General features: G+C 64.2%; 18 protein-coding genes and 1 pseudogene. 14 read left to right on the forward strand and 5 right to left on the reverse strand.

All coding sequences use genetic code 11. The features are described from left to right. A pseudogene (locus ACWUKX_RS24485) lies at positions 1-73 on the reverse strand (GYD domain-containing protein); the annotation flags it as partial. Positions 74-352: 279 nt separating this feature from the next. Between ACWUKX_RS24485 and ACWUKX_RS24490 the strand changes: the two are divergent. Continuing rightward, complete coding sequence (locus tag ACWUKX_RS24490) at positions 353-523, forward strand: DUF1330 domain-containing protein (RefSeq protein ID WP_456009444.1); 171 nt, start codon at positions 353-355, stop codon at positions 521-523. Between the two features lie 77 nt (positions 524-600). Next, positions 601-1,101, forward strand: coding sequence for an MmcB family DNA repair protein (locus ACWUKX_RS24495; protein ID WP_456009445.1), 501 nt, complete (start codon positions 601-603; stop codon positions 1,099-1,101). 134 nt (positions 1,102-1,235) lie between these two features. Here the strand turns inward: ACWUKX_RS24495 and nhaA are convergent, their stop codons facing one another. From nhaA to hrpB, 4 genes are all read right to left on the reverse strand, one after another. Further along, positions 1,236-2,432 carry a Na+/H+ antiporter NhaA gene (gene nhaA / locus ACWUKX_RS24500; protein WP_456009446.1) on the reverse strand — a complete coding sequence of 399 codons (1,197 nt, stop codon included), beginning with the start codon at positions 2,430-2,432 and terminating at the stop codon, positions 1,236-1,238. A gap of 209 nt (positions 2,433-2,641) precedes the next feature. Then, positions 2,642-3,205, reverse strand: a complete 564-nt coding sequence (locus ACWUKX_RS24505; RefSeq protein ID WP_082982096.1) for an ActR/PrrA/RegA family redox response regulator transcription factor — start codon at positions 3,203-3,205, stop codon at positions 2,642-2,644. Positions 3,206-3,269: 64 nt separating this feature from the next. Beyond that, on the reverse strand, positions 3,270-4,595 hold the full coding sequence (locus tag ACWUKX_RS24510) for an ActS/PrrB/RegB family redox-sensitive histidine kinase (protein ID WP_456009447.1): 1,326 nt from the start codon (positions 4,593-4,595) through the stop codon (positions 3,270-3,272). Between the two features lie 33 nt (positions 4,596-4,628). After that, complete coding sequence (gene hrpB, locus ACWUKX_RS24515) at positions 4,629-7,208, reverse strand: ATP-dependent helicase HrpB (RefSeq protein ID WP_456009448.1); 2,580 nt, start codon at positions 7,206-7,208, stop codon at positions 4,629-4,631. A 57-nt stretch (positions 7,209-7,265) separates the two neighbouring features. Here hrpB and ACWUKX_RS24520 point away from each other — a divergent pair, with 57 nt between their 5' ends. The 12 genes from ACWUKX_RS24520 (at position 7,266) to ptsP (ending at position 17,126) form a co-directional block, all read left to right on the forward strand. After that, entirely contained in the window at positions 7,266-7,487 is a 222-nt protein-coding gene (locus tag ACWUKX_RS24520; protein WP_456009449.1) for a hypothetical protein, read from the forward strand. A 123-nt stretch (positions 7,488-7,610) separates the two neighbouring features. Next, complete coding sequence (locus tag ACWUKX_RS24525) at positions 7,611-8,300, forward strand: PIG-L deacetylase family protein (protein WP_456009450.1); 690 nt, start codon at positions 7,611-7,613, stop codon at positions 8,298-8,300. Between the two features lie 232 nt (positions 8,301-8,532). Then, on the forward strand, positions 8,533-9,864 hold the full coding sequence (locus ACWUKX_RS24530; RefSeq protein ID WP_029347721.1) for an ABC transporter substrate-binding protein: 1,332 nt from the start codon (positions 8,533-8,535) through the stop codon (positions 9,862-9,864). Between the two features lie 124 nt (positions 9,865-9,988). Further along, positions 9,989-10,936, forward strand: coding sequence for a carbohydrate ABC transporter permease (locus ACWUKX_RS24535; RefSeq protein WP_036267555.1), 948 nt, complete (start codon positions 9,989-9,991; stop codon positions 10,934-10,936). Then, entirely contained in the window at positions 10,933-11,883 is a 951-nt protein-coding gene (locus ACWUKX_RS24540) for a carbohydrate ABC transporter permease (RefSeq protein ID WP_456009451.1), read from the forward strand. The genes ACWUKX_RS24535 and ACWUKX_RS24540 overlap by 4 nt, the downstream gene beginning before the upstream one ends. Next, positions 11,880-12,086, forward strand: a complete 207-nt coding sequence (locus ACWUKX_RS24545) for a hypothetical protein (protein ID WP_029347717.1) — start codon at positions 11,880-11,882, stop codon at positions 12,084-12,086. Before ACWUKX_RS24540 ends, ACWUKX_RS24545 begins: the two co-directional genes overlap by 4 nt. Before the next feature lie 3 nt (positions 12,087-12,089). Next, entirely contained in the window at positions 12,090-13,202 is a 1,113-nt protein-coding gene (locus ACWUKX_RS24550; protein ID WP_456009452.1) for an ABC transporter ATP-binding protein, read from the forward strand. Then, positions 13,195-14,214: an ABC transporter ATP-binding protein gene (locus ACWUKX_RS24555; protein WP_456009453.1), complete on the forward strand. Its 1,020-nt coding sequence runs from the start codon at positions 13,195-13,197 to the stop codon at positions 14,212-14,214. The genes ACWUKX_RS24550 and ACWUKX_RS24555 overlap by 8 nt, the downstream gene beginning before the upstream one ends. Next, complete coding sequence (gene dhaL / locus ACWUKX_RS24560; protein ID WP_456009454.1) at positions 14,211-14,846, forward strand: dihydroxyacetone kinase subunit DhaL; 636 nt, start codon at positions 14,211-14,213, stop codon at positions 14,844-14,846. Before ACWUKX_RS24555 ends, dhaL begins: the two co-directional genes overlap by 4 nt. Beyond that, the gene (gene dhaM, locus ACWUKX_RS24565; protein WP_027151568.1) at positions 14,843-15,232 is read left to right on the forward strand and encodes a dihydroxyacetone kinase phosphoryl donor subunit DhaM; all 390 of its coding nucleotides are present in this window, start codon (positions 14,843-14,845) and stop codon (positions 15,230-15,232) included. Before dhaL ends, dhaM begins: the two co-directional genes overlap by 4 nt. A gap of 21 nt (positions 15,233-15,253) precedes the next feature. Continuing rightward, a complete protein-coding gene (locus tag ACWUKX_RS24570; RefSeq protein ID WP_456009455.1) occupies positions 15,254-15,556 on the forward strand; it encodes an HPr family phosphocarrier protein in 303 nt (100 codons plus the stop codon). Further along, positions 15,540-17,126, forward strand: a complete 1,587-nt coding sequence (ptsP, locus tag ACWUKX_RS24575; RefSeq protein ID WP_456009456.1) for a phosphoenolpyruvate--protein phosphotransferase — start codon at positions 15,540-15,542, stop codon at positions 17,124-17,126. The genes ACWUKX_RS24570 and ptsP overlap by 17 nt, the downstream gene beginning before the upstream one ends. Positions 17,127-17,129: the final 3 nt, after the last annotated feature.

Below are 17,129 nucleotides of genomic sequence, written 5' to 3' on the forward strand. Positions count from 1 at the left end.
TATCCTCAGGGTTTTCGATCAAGCGCGCCCAGGTTTCGGGCGTATAGCTGAATTGCGTGAGATACATCGGCATGGTTCGTCTCCTCCCAGAGCTGCCCCCAACGAATGTAGTAAAGCGCCCGATACAGGGAGAGGCGAGTCGTTTCCGAGGCTTAGTACCGCTGGCTTAGTTGCGGGGCCGCTAATGGAGCTGCTTCACTGGCTTTCTTCAGGGAGTAAGGCCAATGGCAGCGTATCTCATTGCTGATGTAGACATAACCGATGCCGCCGTTTTCGAGGAATACCGCCGGGATGTGCCAGCAACCGAAGCGCGCTATGGGGACGGTACATCGCTCGTGGCGGAGCCACCAAAGTGCTGGAAGGCGATTGGGAACCTCATCGCCTGGTCATTGTCGAGTTTCCGGACATGGCCTCCCTCATGGCATGGTACGGCTCTCCAGAGTACAGCCGGCTCAAAGCTATCCGTGAACGCTGCGCAAAGACGAGGATCATTGCTCTGGAGGGCGTGATCCCCGTTGGTTGAAGGCCGGGTTTGCTAACCGGATAATCGGCTTAAGAAAACGGGTTCAAACCGTGAACAAAGTCTGGCATGGTGCTCCCATGCCAATCATCTCGCCTATCTCTCTCAACCCCCTTATCGACGGCCGTCAGTCGGAGCGCGCCATGCTCGTGCGGCGCGGCGTGCAGCGGCTGCTCAAGGAGATGGGCGCGCATGTGCTGCCCGAACTGTCACTGGCGACCGGGCGTCGCGCCGACCTCGTCGCGCTGACCCGGCAGGGCGACATCTGGATCATCGAGATCAAATCCTCGATCGAGGATTTCAGGGTCGACCGCAAATGGCCGGACTACCGGCTGCATTCGGACCGCTTCTTCTTCGCCACGCATCCCGGCGTGCCCTCGGAGATCTTTCCCGAGGAATGCGGTTTTATCCTTTCCGACGGCTATGGCGCCGAAATCCTGCGCGATGCGCCCGAGCACCGCATGGCGGCGGCGACACGCAAGGCGCTGATGCTGAGGATCGCGCGGGCCGGTGCATCGAGGCTGCTCGCGGCGGAACTCGCCGGCGTCTCGGTGCCGGCGCTGGAGGGGGAGAGTGAGTAGGGTTTCAACGTCGGGCGCCTGTCCCTCACCGGCTCTGACTTCGCGGATGTCGCGCCCCCTCTCCGTCCCGGCTTCGCCGGGCCACCTCTCCCCCGCTTCGCAGGGGCGAGGAACCCAAGAGCTGCAAACCGTCTCTACTCTTCTTCCTCGTCCGCCCCATTCGCCGCCGGCGCGACCAGCAGCACGGCGGCGCCGAGTATCGCGGCGATGAAGGAGCCGGCGAGGATGCCGACCTTGACCGCGTCCTGCAGCTCGACATTGCTGGCGAAGGCGAGCAGGCCGATGAACAGGCTCATGGTGAAGCCGATGCCGCAGAGCAGCGAAATGCCGATCATGTGCAGCCAGCCAGCATTGACCGGCAGGTCGGCGAAGCCGAGCCGGATGGCAAGCGCGGAAGAACCGAACACGCCGACCAGCTTGCCGGCGACGAGGCCGGCGGCGACTCCCAGCGTCAGCGGCTCGACCAGGGCGGCTGCGCTCAGGCCGGCGAGCGAAACGCCGGCATTGGCGAAGCCGAAGATCGGGATGACGACGAACGGCACTATTCTGTGCAGGCCGTGCTCGAGCCGGTGCAGCGGCGAATGGTCGAGATCATGCCCGATGCCCGGGGAGACTTTCAAAGGTATGGTCAAGGCCAGCGCCACGCCGGCGAGCGTGGCATGGACGCCCGATTTCAGCACCAGCACCCACAGGACGACACCGAGCAGGATGTAGGGCACCAGCGTCAGCACCTTCATGCGGTTGAGCACGATCAGCAGAGCGATGACCGCGAAGGCGGCGCCGAGATAGGCGAGCGACAGGCCGGTCGTGTAGAACACCGCGATGATGATGACCGCGCCGAGGTCGTCGATGATGGCGAGCGCGGTGAGGAATACCTTCAGCGACCCCGGCACGCGGCTGCCGAGCAGCGACAGCACGCCGAGCGCAAACGCGATGTCGGTGGCGGTCGGGATCGCCCAGCCGGACAGAGCGGCCGGGTTGTCGCGGTTGATGGCGACATAGACAAGTGCCGGCACCAGCATGCCGCCGGCGGCGGCGATGCCGGGAAGGGCGCGCCGTGGCCAGGTCGAGAGCTGGCCATCCAGCATCTCGCGCTTGATCTCCAGGCCGACCAGCAGGAAGAACACGGCCATCAGGCCGTCATTGATCCAGTGCGATACGCTGAGCGGTCCGAGATAGGCGTGAAGGGCGTCGAAATAGGCTTCGGCCAGCGGCGAATTGGCGACGATCAGGGCCAGTGCCGCGGCTGCCATCAGGACGATGCCGCCTGCCGCCTCGCTGTCGAGGAATTCGCGAAGAATGGAGACCGGCCGTTGCTTCTGGTCCTGCATGTCGTCTCCGTCGCGTCGCCTACCCGCCGGCAGGGCCAACATCACCCGATGCGATGATGCGCAAACACCAATGACAGGGGCAAGACTCTACAGCGCTGCGTATCCTTTGGGGCGCGCAAAGCACGCTGTAGCACTTTGAGTTTGCGCGTGATCCCCAGCGAAAACCGATTCCGCCATTCGCCGACACGAACCTTCGGTTCGGTCAGGCGTCAGCGCGGCGCGCGCTTGGCCAGTATCCGCTGCAGCGTGCGGCGATGCATATTAAGCCGGCGCGCGGTCTCGGAGACGTTGCGGTCGCACATTTCGTAGACGCGCTGGATGTGCTCCCAGCGCACGCGGTCGGCCGACATCGGGTTTTCAGGCGGTGCGGCGCGTTCGCCCGCCGTGCGGGTGAGTGCGGCGAAAATGTCGTCGGCATCGGCCGGCTTCGACAGGTAGTCGATGGCCCCCAGCTTCACCGCCGTCACTGCGGTGGCGATGTTGCCGTAGCCGGTGAGGATGATGGCGCGGGCGTCGTCGCGCTTCTCGCGGATGGCGGCGACGACGTCGAGGCCGTTGCCGTCGGCGAGCCGCATGTCGACCACGGCATAGGCGGGCGGGTTGGCGCGCGCCTTGGCCACCGCCTCCTCGACGCTCTCGGCGGTCTCGACTACGAAACCCCTGGTTTCCATGGCGCGGGCAAGGCGCGTGAGGAACGGCTTGTCGTCGTCGACGATCAGCAGCGAGGTGTCCTCGCCTTCAACCATTGCGCCAATCGTTTCGTCGCCGTTCATCGTCTTCTAAATTCCTGCTGCCCGATTTTTACGCAGATATAGTTTTGGAGCGCTATTGTCCAATTCAAGCCGTGTCAAACATGGTGGCCGAAGCCGATTCAGGGTTGAGGAAGACGCTGCGCGGCCACGATATCTGCACGACGGCGCCCTCGCCCGGTTCGTTGGAATTGCGGAAATCAAGCGTGGCCCCCGAGCGTTCAAGCAAGGTCTTGGCGATGAAAAGCCCCAGTCCGAGGCCGCCGCCGGCCTCGGTGCCCTGGCGCGTCGACATATAGGGCTCGCCGATGCGGTCGATGATTTCGGGAGGGAAACCCGGTCCGTCGTCGGTGATCGAGAAGGTGACGGCGGCCTCGTTCCAGCTCCAGCGCACGGTGACGCTCTTACGGGCAAAATCGACGGCATTCTCGACCAGATTGCCGAGGCCGTAGATGACGCCGGGATTGCGCCGCCCGACGGGTTCGGGGCCAATGCGCTCGCCAGGGCGAAGCTTGATCGAGATGCCGAAATCGCGGTGCGGGGCAGTCATCTCCTCGACCAGCGAAGTTAGCGGCATGCGGGAGAGATGCGCCTCGCCCTCGGACGACAGGCTGGTCAGGCGCTTGAGGATTTCCCGGCAACGCTCGCTCTGCGAGCGCAGCAGCGTCACGTCCTCGCCGTATTTTGGATCGTTGCGGAGCGCCTTCTCCATCTCCTTGGCGACAAGCGTGATGGTGGCAAGCGGCGTGCCCAGCTCATGCGCGGCGGCGGCGGCAAGGCCGTCCAGTGCCGACAAATGCTGCTCGCGCTGCAGCACCAGCTCGGTGGCGGCAAGCGCGTTGGCGAGCAGCCGGGCTTCCTCGGCCACGCGGAAGGCATAGATCGCGGTGAAGGCGATCGAGGAAAACACCGCCATCCACATGCCGGCGACATAAATGAACGGCATCTCCAGCGGCGCGCCCTCGTACCAGGGCAGCGGCAGATGGAAGAACACCAGCAGGCTCGCCGCCACCATCACCAGCGCGCCGAGGATGGCGGTCAGGCGCAGCGGCAGCGACGTCGCCGAGATGACCACGGGCACGGTGACCAGCACTGAAAACGGATTGGTGAGGCCGCCCGTCAGGTAAAGCAGGCCGGCAAGCTGCAGGCTGTCGATGGTCAGGATGGCGAAAGCCGGCAGCGGGGTCAGCCGATGCGCCGCCGGATAGCGGAAGGTCAGCAACAGGTTCATCCAGGCAGAACAGGCGATCAGCGCGAAGCAGGGACTGACGGGCAGCGGGAACTTCAGCCCATAGGCAACGACGATAACCGCCAGGCTCTGGCCCACGATGGCAAGCCAGCGCAGCCTGATCAGCGTGTTAAGGCGCAGCCGCTGGCTTTGCTGGAAGTCGTGCGCCCGCAGGATGTTTATCATGGCCAAGGATTTATAGCTGGAAAAGGATAAAGGCTAGGTCCCCCGCGGTTTGGCGCGGCTGGTGGCTGTGGCGAGAAGCGGGTTCTCCGGCCAGACGTGCTTTGGGTAACGACCACGCATGTCGGCCCGCACATCGGCCCAGGAGCCGCGCCAGAAACCGGGCAGGTCGCGGGTCGTCTGGATCGGCCGGTGCGCCGGCGATAAAAGCTCGAGCGTCAGCGGCACGGTGCCACTGGCGATCGCGGGATGCCGGTCGAGACCGAACAATTCCTGGACGCGGATCGCCAGCACCGGCCATTCGCCATCATAGCGGATCGGAACGCGGCTGCCGGACGGAGCGTCGAAATGGGTCGGCGCCAGTGCCTCGATCCTGCGCTGGAGATCGTGCGGCACCAATGCCATAAGGCCGGCCGAAAGCATGCCCGGATCGATCGCCGCAAAGGACGCCGCGCCGGAGAGGTACGGCAGCAGCCAGTCGTCGAGGCTGTCAATGAGCGCGGCGTCGGAAACATCGGGCCAGGGCGGGCCGAGGCCGCGATGCAGCCAGCCGAGCCGTTGACGCAGCGTTTCAGCCTCCTTGCCCCACGGCAAAAGCGACAGCCCGTGTTGGCGCAAGGCGTCGAGGATGGCGCGATCCGCCTCAGTGCCGGCCGGCGGCGGCAGCATGCGTTCGGACAGCGTGATGGCGCCGAGGCGAACGGTTTCGCGCACGCGCACCGCGCGCCTGTCGCGGTCGAAGCTGGTTTCGCGGCTTGTCTCGATTTTTTGCGCAAGCGTAGCGCTAATGTCGGTCTCATCTATCGCCGCTGCTGCCGTGATGCGGGCGTTCTGCGCCTTGCCCTGCAGATCGGCGACGACGAGCCAGGCCGCGCCCGCCAGCGGGTCGGCGGCGTCGAGCATGGCGCCCGAACCGTTGGCCAGCACAAAACGGCCGCGCTCGCCGCGCGCCTTGGCGACGCGATCCGGCCAGGCATGGATGAGGAGCGCGCCGGCCCTACGCTCCCCCTCGAGGGGAGGGTCGATCCGCGAAGCGGAGCGGGGTGGGGTCGGATCGGGCACGCCATCGGCGATCCCACCCCGTCTCCCTCGCTTCGCTGCGCTCGGCTCGCTCGCCGGCCCTCCCCTCGAGGGGGAGGCTGAGGCCTGTTTCGCCAATCGCTCGGCGAGCTGCCGCGCGGCGGTGGCGCGCGGCGATCTTTCGGATCGGAACCGCATCAGCCGCCGTTCGAGGTCGGCGCCATCGCCGCCAAGGCCACGCTCGGTGAGCAGCACGGCGAGCATGGCCGCTTCGAACGCCTGGCCGGTCTTTGCCGCGTCGGCGACCATGTGGGCCAGCCGCACCGGCAGCGCGAGCCTGCGCATCGCAGCACCCGATTCCGTCAGGCGCCCTGCCTCGTCGATGGCGTCGAGCGCACGAAGCAGCGACCTTGCCTCGTTGAGTGCTGGGGCCGGCGGCGGATCGAGGAACGAAAGGCTCACCGGGTCGACGACACCGAAGGCGGCGCAATCGAGCATCAACCCCGACAGATCGGCTTCGAGGATTTCCGGCGGGGTGAAGGCGGGAAGCGCCGCCGTCTGCTCGGCCCGCCACAGCCGGATGGCGACGCCCGGCTGCGTGCGCCCGGCGCGGCCGGCGCGCTGGTCGGCCGAGGCTTTGCTGACCCGCACCGTCTCCAGCCGCGTCAGGCCGCTGGCCGGTTCGTAGCGCGGCAGGCGCGACAGGCCGGAATCGATGACGACGCGCACGCCGTCGATGGTGATCGAGGTCTCGGCGATCGAGGTCGCCAGCACCACGTTGCGGCGGCCGGACGGCGCCGGCTTGATCGCGGCGTCCTGCGCCTTGTTGTCGAGCATGCCGTAGAGCGGCACGATATCGGTGTCGGCACTGACGCGGCCTTGCAGCCGCCCGGCGGTGCGCTCGATCTCGCGCTGGCCGGGCAGGAAAGCGAGCACGCTGCCGCTCTCATCGGCAAGGGCCGTGCGGATCGCCTTGGCCATGGCGTCTTCGATGGCGATGCCGGCCGGCCGCTCGTCGTAGCGGATGTCGACGGGAAAGGCGCGGCCTTCGCTCTCGATCACCGGGGCGCCGGAAAGCAGCCGCGAGACTCGCCCGCCGTCAAGCGTCGCCGACATGACCAGCAATCGCAGCTCGGGCCTCAGCGCACCTTGCACGTCGAGCGCCAGCGCCAGCCCGAAATCGCCGTCGAGCGAACGCTCATGGAACTCGTCGAAGAATACCGCCGAGACACCGGGCAACTCCGGATCGTCGAGGATCATCCGCGACAGCACGCCTTCTGTCACGACGAGGATTTTGGTCCTCGCAGAAGTGCGGTTTTCCATGCGCATGGCGTAGCCGACTGTTTCGCCGGGTTCCTCGCCGAGCAGTTCGGCCATGCGGCGGGCGGCAGCGCGGGCAGCGAGCCGGCGCGGCTCGAGCAGAATGATCTTTCCCGTGCCGAGCCATGGCGCGTCGAGCAGCGCCAGCGGCACCAGCGTCGTCTTGCCGGCGCCGGGCGGCGCCACCAGCACGGCGCTGTTGCCTTGGCCGAGCGCTTCGCTGAGCGCCGGCAGCACGGCGGAGACCGGAAGCTCCGGCAAGGGTTTTCTGGTCATTGTTCCAAGGATGCATCCATCCAATTGCGGCGGATCCGCAGCGCCCGCATATCAGCGGTGGCGGTCGCCGCGCAACTCAAAGCCGGGTCCGCGAGAACGGTTCCAGCGCACCGTGCCGAGCCTCACATCCTCGCGCACCATCCTCAAAAGGCCGAAGCCGCCAATGACGGCGAGGCCGACAAGCGACAGAAGATCTGGCGACAGAAGATCTGGCGACTGAAGATCTGGATATTTCTGGAGAACGCGCCCAGGATCACTGGCCCGAGTATCTGCGAATAATGCGTCGGCGCGATCCGCCCAGGCTTTTGACAACGGCATCGTTGCATGAACAGCTTGCATAGGGGAGCTGGGCGAGCAGAATTCCGTTCGTCCACGTTATTCCAGTTCCAGGGAGAATGCAGAGTGAAGATACTGGCGCTCGGTGCGCATCCGGACGATATCGAGATCTTCATGTTCGGTACGATGGCGGCCTATGCCGCACAAGGCGCAGAATTGGTTTTTGCGATAGCCACGGATGGCGCCAAGGGCGGGAAGGGCGATCCGGAATTACTCGCCCGCGCCCGCCGCGAGGAAGCGGCTGTGGCGGCGGACCTGATTGGCGCGATGCCGCACTTCCTCGGCTTTCCGGATGGCGCGCTGGTTGCCGATGCCGCGCTAATCGCGGCGCTGAAGGCGCTGATTGGCGACGTGAAGCCAGATCTGGCGATCACCCATGCGCCGAACGACTACCATGGCGACCACCGTGCGCTGTCGGATGGCCTGCGCATCGCGGCATCCTTCACTGTCCCGGTGCTGCATGCCGATACGCTCGGTGGCACCGGCTTTTCGCCGACGCATTATGTCGATATCTCCGGGCATTTCGAGCTCAAGGCGATGGCGATCCGGGCGCACCAGTCGCAGGATCCCGAACGTTTCGTCGATGCGGCGCGCACGCAGAACGCGTTTCGCGCCGGCCAGTGCAATGGCGCGGCCGGTTCCTTCGCTGAGGCCTTCCGCTTCGAACCGATCTTCCCCTTCGCCGATATCCGCGCCCTGCTGCCGCCGGCCCCAGTGATCCGGCCGGTGACGGTAAGCACCAAAACGGTCAAATGAGCCGGCGCCCGCGCGCCGGACGATCTGACACCCGCCTTTCCTGAACCAAGCGACCCATGCGCCATGCTGCAGCGCAGCGACGAATTCGCTTGCCTTGTTTAGTAAAAATTGCATCACTAAACAAATTACTAAACACCCGACGCTCAACCGCGTCGCCATGTTTGGACCCCTGGGGAGGGGGTTGAGGTTTTGAAACCGTCATCCGGACGCGTTTCGTAAATGGGAGGAAGGCATGAAATCGACCTTGAAACTGACGTTGGGACTGACCTCGGCGATGTTTGCGTCGACCGCCGTTTCGAACGTCGCGCAGGCGGAAGATCTGACGCTTTGCTGGGCAGCTTGGGACCCGGCCAACGCGCTTGTCGAATTGTCCAAGGATTTTACCAAGGAAACCGGCATCGGCATGAAATTCGAGTTCGTGCCGTGGACCAACTATGCCGATCGCTTCCTCAACGAGTTGAATTCCAAGGGCAAGCTGTGCGACCTGATCATCGGCGACAGCCAGTGGATCGGCGGCTCAGCCGAGAACGGCCACTACGTCAAGCTGAACGACTTCTTCGATAAGGAGAAGATCAGCATGGACGACTTCGTGCCGGCGACCGTCGTCGGCTATTCGGAATGGCCGAAGAACTCGCCGAACTACTGGGCGCTGCCGGCCATGGGCGATGTCGTCGGCTGGACCTACCGCAAGGACTGGTTCTCCAAGCCGGAACTGCAGAAGGAATTCAAGGAAAAATACGGCTGGGATCTCGCCGCGCCGACGACCTTCGACCAGTTGAAGCAGATCGCCGAGTTTTTCCAGAAGCGCGAGATCGATGGCAAGACGGTCTATGGCGCGTCGATCTATACCGAGCGCGGCTCCGAAGGCATCACCATGGGCGCCATGGACGTGCTCTACAGCTTCGGCTTCAACTATGAGAATCCCGACAAGCCCTACGAGATGGACGGCTTTGTCAACTCCGAGAAATCGGTGAAGGGCCTGGAGTTTTACAAGGCGCTCTATGACTGCTGCACGCCTCCCGGGGCCTCGAACAGCTACATGGGCGAAGGCGTCGACGCCTTCAAATCCGGCCAGGTGGCGATGCACATGAATTTCGCCTTTACCTGGCCCGGCCTGCAGAAAGACGAGAATGTCGGCGGCGACAAGATCGGTTATTTCGCCAATCCCAAGGGACCCGACGGCGATCAATTCGCCCAGCTCGGCGGCCAGGGCATTTCGGTGGTGTCCTATTCCGACAAGCAGGAGGCCGCGCTCAAATACATCAAGTGGTTCGCCAACAAGGACGTGCAGGCCAAATGGTGGTCGCTCGGCGGCTTTTCCTGCCTCAACGCAGTCGTCAAGGATCCAGGCTTCCCGGCCAGCCAGCCTTACGCGCAGACCTTCCTCGACTCCATGGCCATCGTGAAGGATTTTTGGGCAGAGCCCAGCTATGCGCCGCTGCTGCAGGCGTCGCAGAAGCGCTTCCATGACTATGTCGTCGCCGGCCAGGGTTCGGCCAAGGATGCGCTCGACGGCCTGGTCAAGGACTGGACCGAGGTCTTCCAGGACGATGGCAAGATGTAGTTGGGGCAGATGTAATCGGCTCCTCCCGAGCCATGCCGCGTGTCCCGTGCCGCGCTTGGCACGGGACACAGTTCAGATAAATTTCCATTGTCGAGACGACCAAGTGACCGAAGCGGGACTGACCATGCTCAATCGGACTGCGGACAGCGTTGCCCGGGCTACGCCTGAGCCGTTGGCCCGCAAGGTCCGGGGCATCAGCGACAAGGGCCTCGCCTGGCTGTTCATCTCGCCGACGATCCTGTTGCTGCTCGCCATCAACATCTTCCCGCTGTTCTGGGCGATCTATCTCTCCTTCACCAATTACCGCGCCAATCGCCCCAACGAGGTGGTCAGGAACGTCGGCCTTGCCAATTACAAACGCATCCTCGGTGACCAGGACATCTGGATCGCCATGCAGACGACGGCGCATTTCGTGTTCTGGACCATCCTGCTGCAGACGCTGATCGGCTTCACGCTGGCTTGGCTGATAGACCGGAAGTTTCGCGGCCACGCCTTCTGGACGACCATCATTCTCGTGCCGATGATGCTGTCGCCGGCAGTTGTCGGCAATTTCTGGCGCTTCCTCTACGAGCCGCAGATCGGTCTCTTCGCCTATGCCGTCTCGTTCGTCACCGGCATTCCGGCAACGCAGATCGGCATGCTCTCCAACGTGTCGCTGGCGCCGTGGTCGATCGTCATCGTCGACACCTGGATGTGGACGCCTTACGTGATGCTGATCTGTCTCGCCGGGCTGCGCTCGATCCCCGAATACATCTATGAGGCGGCCGAGGTCGATCGCGCCTCCAACTGGCGGCAGTTCTGGTCGATCACGCTGCCGATGGCGCTGCCCTTTATCATGCTGGCGGTGCTGTTCCGCGGCATCGAGAACTTCAAGATGTTCGACATGGTCAACCTGCTCACCGGCGGCGGACCGGGCTCGACCACCGAAGTCGCCTCGATAACGCTGAAGCGGCAGGCCTTTGAAAGCTGGCGGACGGGTTATTCCTCAGCCTTCGCCATCATTCTCTTCGTCGCGGTGTTCGGGCTGGCCAATATCTACGTCAAGGCGCTCAACAAGGTGAAGCAGAGATGAGCCTGACGTCAGCCCATTCGGTCGTCGCACCCTCGGCCACGTCGAAGCGCGTCGCCGGCACGATCATCGTGCTTTACGCGCTGATCTCGATCGTGCCGCTGCTGTGGATCTTCGCCACCAGCTTCAAGACGCCGCCGGATTCGATCGCCTATCCGCCGAAGATCCTGTTCCAGCCGAGCCTCGAGGGCTACTGCAATCTGTTCTCGACCCGCACCCGGCAGACACCGGAATACATCAACTCGCTGGGACCGGCGACGGACGTCTGCGACGAGACAGTGCGCAAGCGCAACATGGTGATCGCCGGGCCGTCCAACTTCATGCCGCGCTTCATAAACTCGCTGATCATCGCCTTCGGCTCGACCTTCTGCGCGGTGTTCCTCGGCACAATGTCGGCCTATGGCTTCTCGCGCTTCAAGGTGCCGTTGGCCGACGATCTGCTGTTCTTCATCCTGTCGACGCGGATGATGCCGCCGATCGCGGTCGCTATTCCCATCTACCTGATGTACCGCGAGCTCGGCCTGTCGGACACCGCACTCGGCATGATCCTGCTCTACACGGCGGTCAACGTGTCGCTGGCCGTGTGGCTGCTGAAGGGCTTCATCGACGAGATCCCGCGCGAATACGAAGAAGCGGCGATGATCGACGGCTATACGCGGCTGCAGGCCTTCTGGCGCACCGTGCTGCCGCAGGCGACCACCGGCATTGCCGCGACGGCCATCTTCTGCCTGATCTTCGCCTGGAACGAGTATGCGTTCGCCGCACTGCTGACCTCGGGCACGGCGCAGACCGCACCGCCCTTTATCCCGACCATCATCGGCGAAGGCGGCCAGGACTGGCCGGCGGTCGCCGCGGGCACGACGATCTTCCTGGTGCCGATCCTGGTGTTCACCATCCTGCTCCGCAAGCAGTTGCTGCGTGGCATCACCTTCGGCGCGGTGCGCAAATGAGCCTGACCCAACCCGCAAAACGCAAGTCGCGCTGGCCGGCATGGGCGAGGCGCGGCCTGATGGAGAATATCGCGACGGTGATCATAGCCATTGGCTTCCTGATGTTGTTCCAGCCCTTCGCGCTGTCGCTCTATACTTATTCGTTCATCACCATGCTGGCCGGCACGGCGATGTTCATAATCGTCTCGAAATTTCCGGAGTAGACGATGGCGGAGATCGGGGTCGAGCATCTGAGAAAGGCATTCGGCGATTTCGTCGCCGTGCAGGATTCCAGCTTCGTCGTTAGAGATGGCGAGTTCTTCGTCATGCTGGGACCGTCGGGTTGCGGCAAGACGACGACCTTGCGCATGATCGCCGGCCTGGAATTGCCGACCGGCGGCAAGATCCTGCTTGGCGGCGAGGACGTCACCATGCGGCGTGCCCGCGAGCGCGACATCGCCTTCGTCTTCCAGCTGTTCGCGCTCTATCCGCATATGAATGTGCGCAGGAACATCGGCTTCCCGCTGCTGGCGCAAGGCATGCCAGGCATCGAAATCCGCCAGCGCGTCGAGGAGACGGCGAAGCTGTTGCGCATCGACCATCTGCTCAACAAATCAGTCTCCGGCCTTGCCGGCGGCGACCGCCAGCGCGTGGCGCTCGGCCGCGCCATCGTGCGGCGGCCAAAATGCTTCCTTATGGACGAGCCGCTCGGCACGCTCGACACCGAATTCCGCGATCTCATGGTCCATGAGCTGCGCGAACTGCACAACCGCATCCATGCCACCACCGTCTACGTCACGCATGACCAGATGGAAGCGATGTCGATGGCCGACAAGATCGCGGTGATGAACCACGGCGTCATCGAACAATTCGGCACGCCACGCGAAATCTACGATCGGCCGGCGACGATGTTCGTCGCCGATTTCATCGGCTCGCCGCCGATGAATTTTCTCGGCTTTGGCGGCGGGCTTTCAAAGGGCGCCAGGGAGATCGTGGTGCAAGGCGCCAAGGTGGCAGTGCCGGAGGTCCGCGAGGATATCGCGTCGACCGACATGGCGCTCGGCATCCGGCCGGAACACATCCGCTTCGACGACGGCTCGAAGCTGCGCGGCGCCATCTATGGCACCGAATATCTCGGCACCACGCAGATCGTTGCGGTGGAGACGTCAGGCGGCATCATCAAGGCGCGGGTGCCGGCCGAAATCCGGCTCAATGCGGGCGACCATGTCGGCCTGGCGCTGAGCAGCGCACGGCTGTCGCTGTTCGAGAAGGGATCCGGCCGCGCGGTGCGAACCGCAATCCATGAGGGGGCCTCCCAGGGAAAAGCGCATCATGGCTGACGTGCACATCAAAGGCGTGACAAAAGCCTTCGGCGAGGATGTCGCCGTGGACACTCTCGATCTGCACGTCGCCGATGGCGAATTCGTCGTGCTGCTCGGCCCGACCGGGGCCGGCAAGACGACGACGCTCCGGCTTGTCGCAGGATTGGAACGGCCGGATATGGGCTCAATCCATATCGGCGGCCGTGATGCGACAATGTTGTCGCCGGCCGAGCGCGACACCGCCTTCGTCTTCCAGCAATATTCGCTCTATCCGCATCTGTCAGTCTACGACAACCTGGCCTTTCCGCTGCGCTCGCCGGCGCGGCGGCTGAGCGAGGACGAGGTGCGCCGCCGCGTCGAGGATGTGGCCAAGATGGTGCGTATCCACCACAAGCTCTCCAACCGCTCCACCAAACTTTCCGGCGGCGAGATGCAGCGCGTCGCCATCGGACGCGCCCTAGTGCGCAAGCCCTCGATCTACCTGATGGACGAGCCGCTGTCGTCGCTCGATGCCAAGCTGCGCGCCGATCTCCGGCTTGAGCTGAAGCGCATTCAGGCCGAGGTCGGCGCTACCATGCTTTATGTCACGCACGACCAGATCGAAGCGATGACGATGGCCGATCGGATCGGGATTCTCGCCGATGGCGTTCTGGTGCAGATCGGCACGCCGCGGACGATCTATTCCGAGCCGGCAAACCTTCATGTCGCCGCAAGGCTCGGCCAGCCGGCGATCAATCTGTTGCCGACCGGCCTGCTGCCCGATGGCGACATGCCGGCGGGAACCAGGACGATCGGTGCGCGTACAGAACATCTGTCGATCGGCAAGGCATCGAACGGCCCCGCCGACGGCGTTGTTGACTGGGTCGAACATCTGGGCGACCAGAATCACCTGCATGTGACGGTGGGAAGCAAAAAGCTGGTGACGCTGACCGACCCCGACACGCAATTGGAAAGAGGCGACAGGGTGGCTATTCGTTACCGGGCGCCGCTGTTCTTCGACCAGGCCGGCAACAGGATTGCAAACCGATGAGCCTTGGGACGCTGGACAAGACTTGGACGATGGACAAGGTTGACCTGAATACGCTGATACCAGCCACCGCCGATACGATTGCAGCTCACGCGGACGAGTTGACCGCGCTCGACCAGGCGATCGGCGACGGCGACCATGGGCTCAATATGAAGCGCGGCTTTGAGGCGGTGCGGGCTGAGGCCGAGGCGTTCGCGGCAAAGCCATTGCCGGAGGCGCTGAAGGCGATCGGCACCAAGCTGGTGATGACGGTCGGCGGGGCATCGGGACCGCTGTTCGGGACGCTGTTCATGGCGCTCGGCAAGGAGATTTCCGCTGAGCCGGATCACGCCAATCTGGCGGCGGCTTTCGGTAAGGCAATCGAGGCGGTGGCAGCCAGGGGCAAGTCGCAGGTCGGGCAAAAGACCATGCTCGACGTGCTGAAGCCGGTGCATGATGCCCTGCTGCAGGGAAAAACCGGGGCGGAAATCGCCGATGTCGCGGACGTTGCGGCCGCTGCCACCGTGCCGATGAAAGCCTTGCGCGGACGCGCCTCGTTTCTCGGCGACCGCTCGATTGGCCATATGGATGCCGGCGGGCGCTCGGTCGCGCTTTTGGTGCGGGCCGTCGTCGAAAGCATCGAGGGGCAAGCATGAGCAATGTCGGCATCGTCATCGTATCGCATTCACCGCTGGTCGCCGAAGGCACGGCCGATATGGTGCGCCAGATGGTCGGCGACGAAGTGCCGCTTGCATGGTGCGGCGGAAACGGCCATGGCGGGCTGGGAACCAATGTCGAGGCGATCATGGGCGCCATCGACAAGGCCTGGTCGGAGGCGGGTGTCGCCATACTTGTCGATCTTGGCGGCGCCGAGACCAACAGCGAGATGGCGGTCGAGATGATCGGCGAGCCGCGCGCGCACAAGATCATCGTCTGCAATGCGCCGATCGTCGAAGGCGCGGTGATGGCGGCGACGGAGGCGTCCGGCGGCGCCTCGCTCAGGGAAGTGGTGGCGACGGCACACGAATTGTCGCCATCGTGAATGAACAGGAATTTTGACAGCATGTCCGCATCCGCCGAAGCCACAGTCCTGATTACCCATGAGGTCGGCCTGCATGCGCGCCCTTCGGTGAAGTTTACCAAGCTCGCCAAGACATTTTCAGCCAAAGTCGAAGTGGCGCTCGCCGCCAACGGGCCTTGGTTCGACGCCAAGAGCATCGTCAAGGTGATGGCGGCCAAGGCGCCGAAAGGCACGGTGCTGCATATCCGAGCGAGGGGTGACGGCGCCGGCGAGGCGGTCGGCGCGCTGGTCGAGCTGGTGCGGCGCGACTTCGACGAGGGCGTGGACCATGCCCGAACCGCTTAGGCTGAAGGGGATTTCGGCTTCGGCCGGCTATGCCGAAGGGCCGCTGTTCAACCTCGATCCGGTTGTCGCGCGCTATAACCGTAAAGCGACCGCCGCTGACGAGAGGCTCGCGCTCGGAACGGCAATCAAGGCAGCGACAGGCCGACTTGCCACGCTCGTCGAAGCGACCGAGGGCGATGCAGCCGAAATTCTCGAATTCCAGCTCGCCATGCTGGAGGACGATGCACTGACCGGCCCGGCCTTTGCCGCGATTGCCGTCGGCCAGCCGGCCGATACGGCATGGCGGCAGGCGCTCGACGCCGAAATTGTGGGCTACGAGACGTCCGATCAAGACTATTTCCGGGCGCGCGCCGCCGACATGCGCGACATACGCGACCAGGTGCTGCGTACACTGACCGAAGAGAGCGAGGCTGCGGCGCCGGCAGGAGCCATCTTCTATGGCGAGGACATCGCGCCGACGCGCTTTCTCGAAACCGACTGGAGTTCCGGCGGCGGCATTGCGCTGAAAGCGGGCAGTGCCGCCAGCCATGTCGCCATGCTGGCGCGCTCGCGCGGCGTGCCGATGATCGTGGGGCTCGGTGCTTCGCCGGCTCATCTTGCCGGCGTCGCCCTGCTTGATGCCGAGCATGGCGGCATCATATTGGCGCCATCAAGGGCAGAGGTCGAGGCGTTCCGGCGAAAATCGTCCTCTTTCGCGGCACGTCGCGACCGGGCGGAAACTTTTTTGACCCGGCCGGCAGTGACGAATGCCGGCACGGCGGTGAGGGTGCAGGTCAACATCGCCGATCCGTCCGATGTCGACAGCATCGATGTCTCGACCTGCGACGGCGTCGGGCTAATGCGGACCGAATTCCTGTTCGGCAAGAGGCTGCCGGATGAGGAAACGCAATATCGAGCCTACCGCAAAGTGCTCGAATGGGCTGAAGACAGACCGGTGACAATTCGTACCGTCGACGCCGGCGGCGACAAGCCGGTGCCGGGGTTCACCGTCGAGGAGGGCAATCCTTTTCTCGGCCTGCGCGGCATCAGGCTATCGCTGGCAAGGCCGGAGGTTTTTCGGGTACAGATCCGGGCGCTGCTGCGCGCCGCCATTCATGGCAATCTCAAGGTGATGTTCCCGATGATCGCCGTTGTGGACGAATATCAGCGTGCCGCCGCCCTGTTCGCGGAAGAGAAGGCCGCGCTTGCCGCGCGCGGCGTCGCGCAAAAAATGCCGCCGCTCGGCATCATGGTCGAGGTGCCATCGGTGGCGATCGCTCCCGAGGCTTTTGCCGAGGTCGCTTTCTTGTCGATCGGCTCGAACGACCTGACCCAGTATGTAATGGCGGCGGCGCGCGACAATGCTTCAGTTGCGCATCTCAATTCGATCAGGCATCCGGCCGTGCTTCGGCTGATCGCCTCGGTTGCGGCGTTCGGCCGCGCGCAAAAGATTCCGGTCAGCTTGTGCGGCGACGCCGGCGGCGATCCGGCGGCGATCCCGGCGCTGATCGAGGCCGGCCTGCGTGACCTTTCCGTGGTTCCCGCCCAACTCGCAATGGCCAAGGCGGCCATTGCGGACGTTTCGATCTAGGCG

This window comes from Mesorhizobium sp. f-mel (assembly GCF_053850215.1).

Bases quoted from the DNA above. Each gene is read 5' to 3' on its own strand.
- ACWUKX_RS24495 (WP_456009445.1), top strand. From the start codon at position 601: ATGCCAATCATCTCGCCTATCTCTCTCAACCCCCTTATCGACGGCCGT.
- nhaA (WP_456009446.1), bottom strand. From the start codon at position 2,432: ATGCAGGACCAGAAGCAACGGCCGGTCTCCATTCTTCGCGAATTCCTC.
- ACWUKX_RS24505 (WP_082982096.1), bottom strand. From the start codon at position 3,205: ATGAACGGCGACGAAACGATTGGCGCAATGGTTGAAGGCGAGGACACC.
- ACWUKX_RS24510 (WP_456009447.1), bottom strand. From the start codon at position 4,595: ATGATAAACATCCTGCGGGCGCACGACTTCCAGCAAAGCCAGCGGCTG.
- hrpB (WP_456009448.1), bottom strand. From the start codon at position 7,208: ATGACCAGAAAACCCTTGCCGGAGCTTCCGGTCTCCGCCGTGCTGCCG.
- ACWUKX_RS24530 (WP_029347721.1), top strand. From the start codon at position 8,533: ATGAAATCGACCTTGAAACTGACGTTGGGACTGACCTCGGCGATGTTT.
- ACWUKX_RS24535 (WP_036267555.1), top strand. From the start codon at position 9,989: ATGCTCAATCGGACTGCGGACAGCGTTGCCCGGGCTACGCCTGAGCCG.
- ACWUKX_RS24540 (WP_456009451.1), top strand. From the start codon at position 10,933: ATGAGCCTGACGTCAGCCCATTCGGTCGTCGCACCCTCGGCCACGTCG.
- ACWUKX_RS24545 (WP_029347717.1), top strand. From the start codon at position 11,880: ATGAGCCTGACCCAACCCGCAAAACGCAAGTCGCGCTGGCCGGCATGG.
- ACWUKX_RS24550 (WP_456009452.1), top strand. From the start codon at position 12,090: ATGGCGGAGATCGGGGTCGAGCATCTGAGAAAGGCATTCGGCGATTTC.
- ACWUKX_RS24555 (WP_456009453.1), top strand. From the start codon at position 13,195: ATGGCTGACGTGCACATCAAAGGCGTGACAAAAGCCTTCGGCGAGGAT.
- dhaL (WP_456009454.1), top strand. From the start codon at position 14,211: ATGAGCCTTGGGACGCTGGACAAGACTTGGACGATGGACAAGGTTGAC.
- dhaM (WP_027151568.1), top strand. From the start codon at position 14,843: ATGAGCAATGTCGGCATCGTCATCGTATCGCATTCACCGCTGGTCGCC.
- ACWUKX_RS24570 (WP_456009455.1), top strand. From the start codon at position 15,254: ATGTCCGCATCCGCCGAAGCCACAGTCCTGATTACCCATGAGGTCGGC.
- ptsP (WP_456009456.1), top strand. From the start codon at position 15,540: ATGCCCGAACCGCTTAGGCTGAAGGGGATTTCGGCTTCGGCCGGCTAT.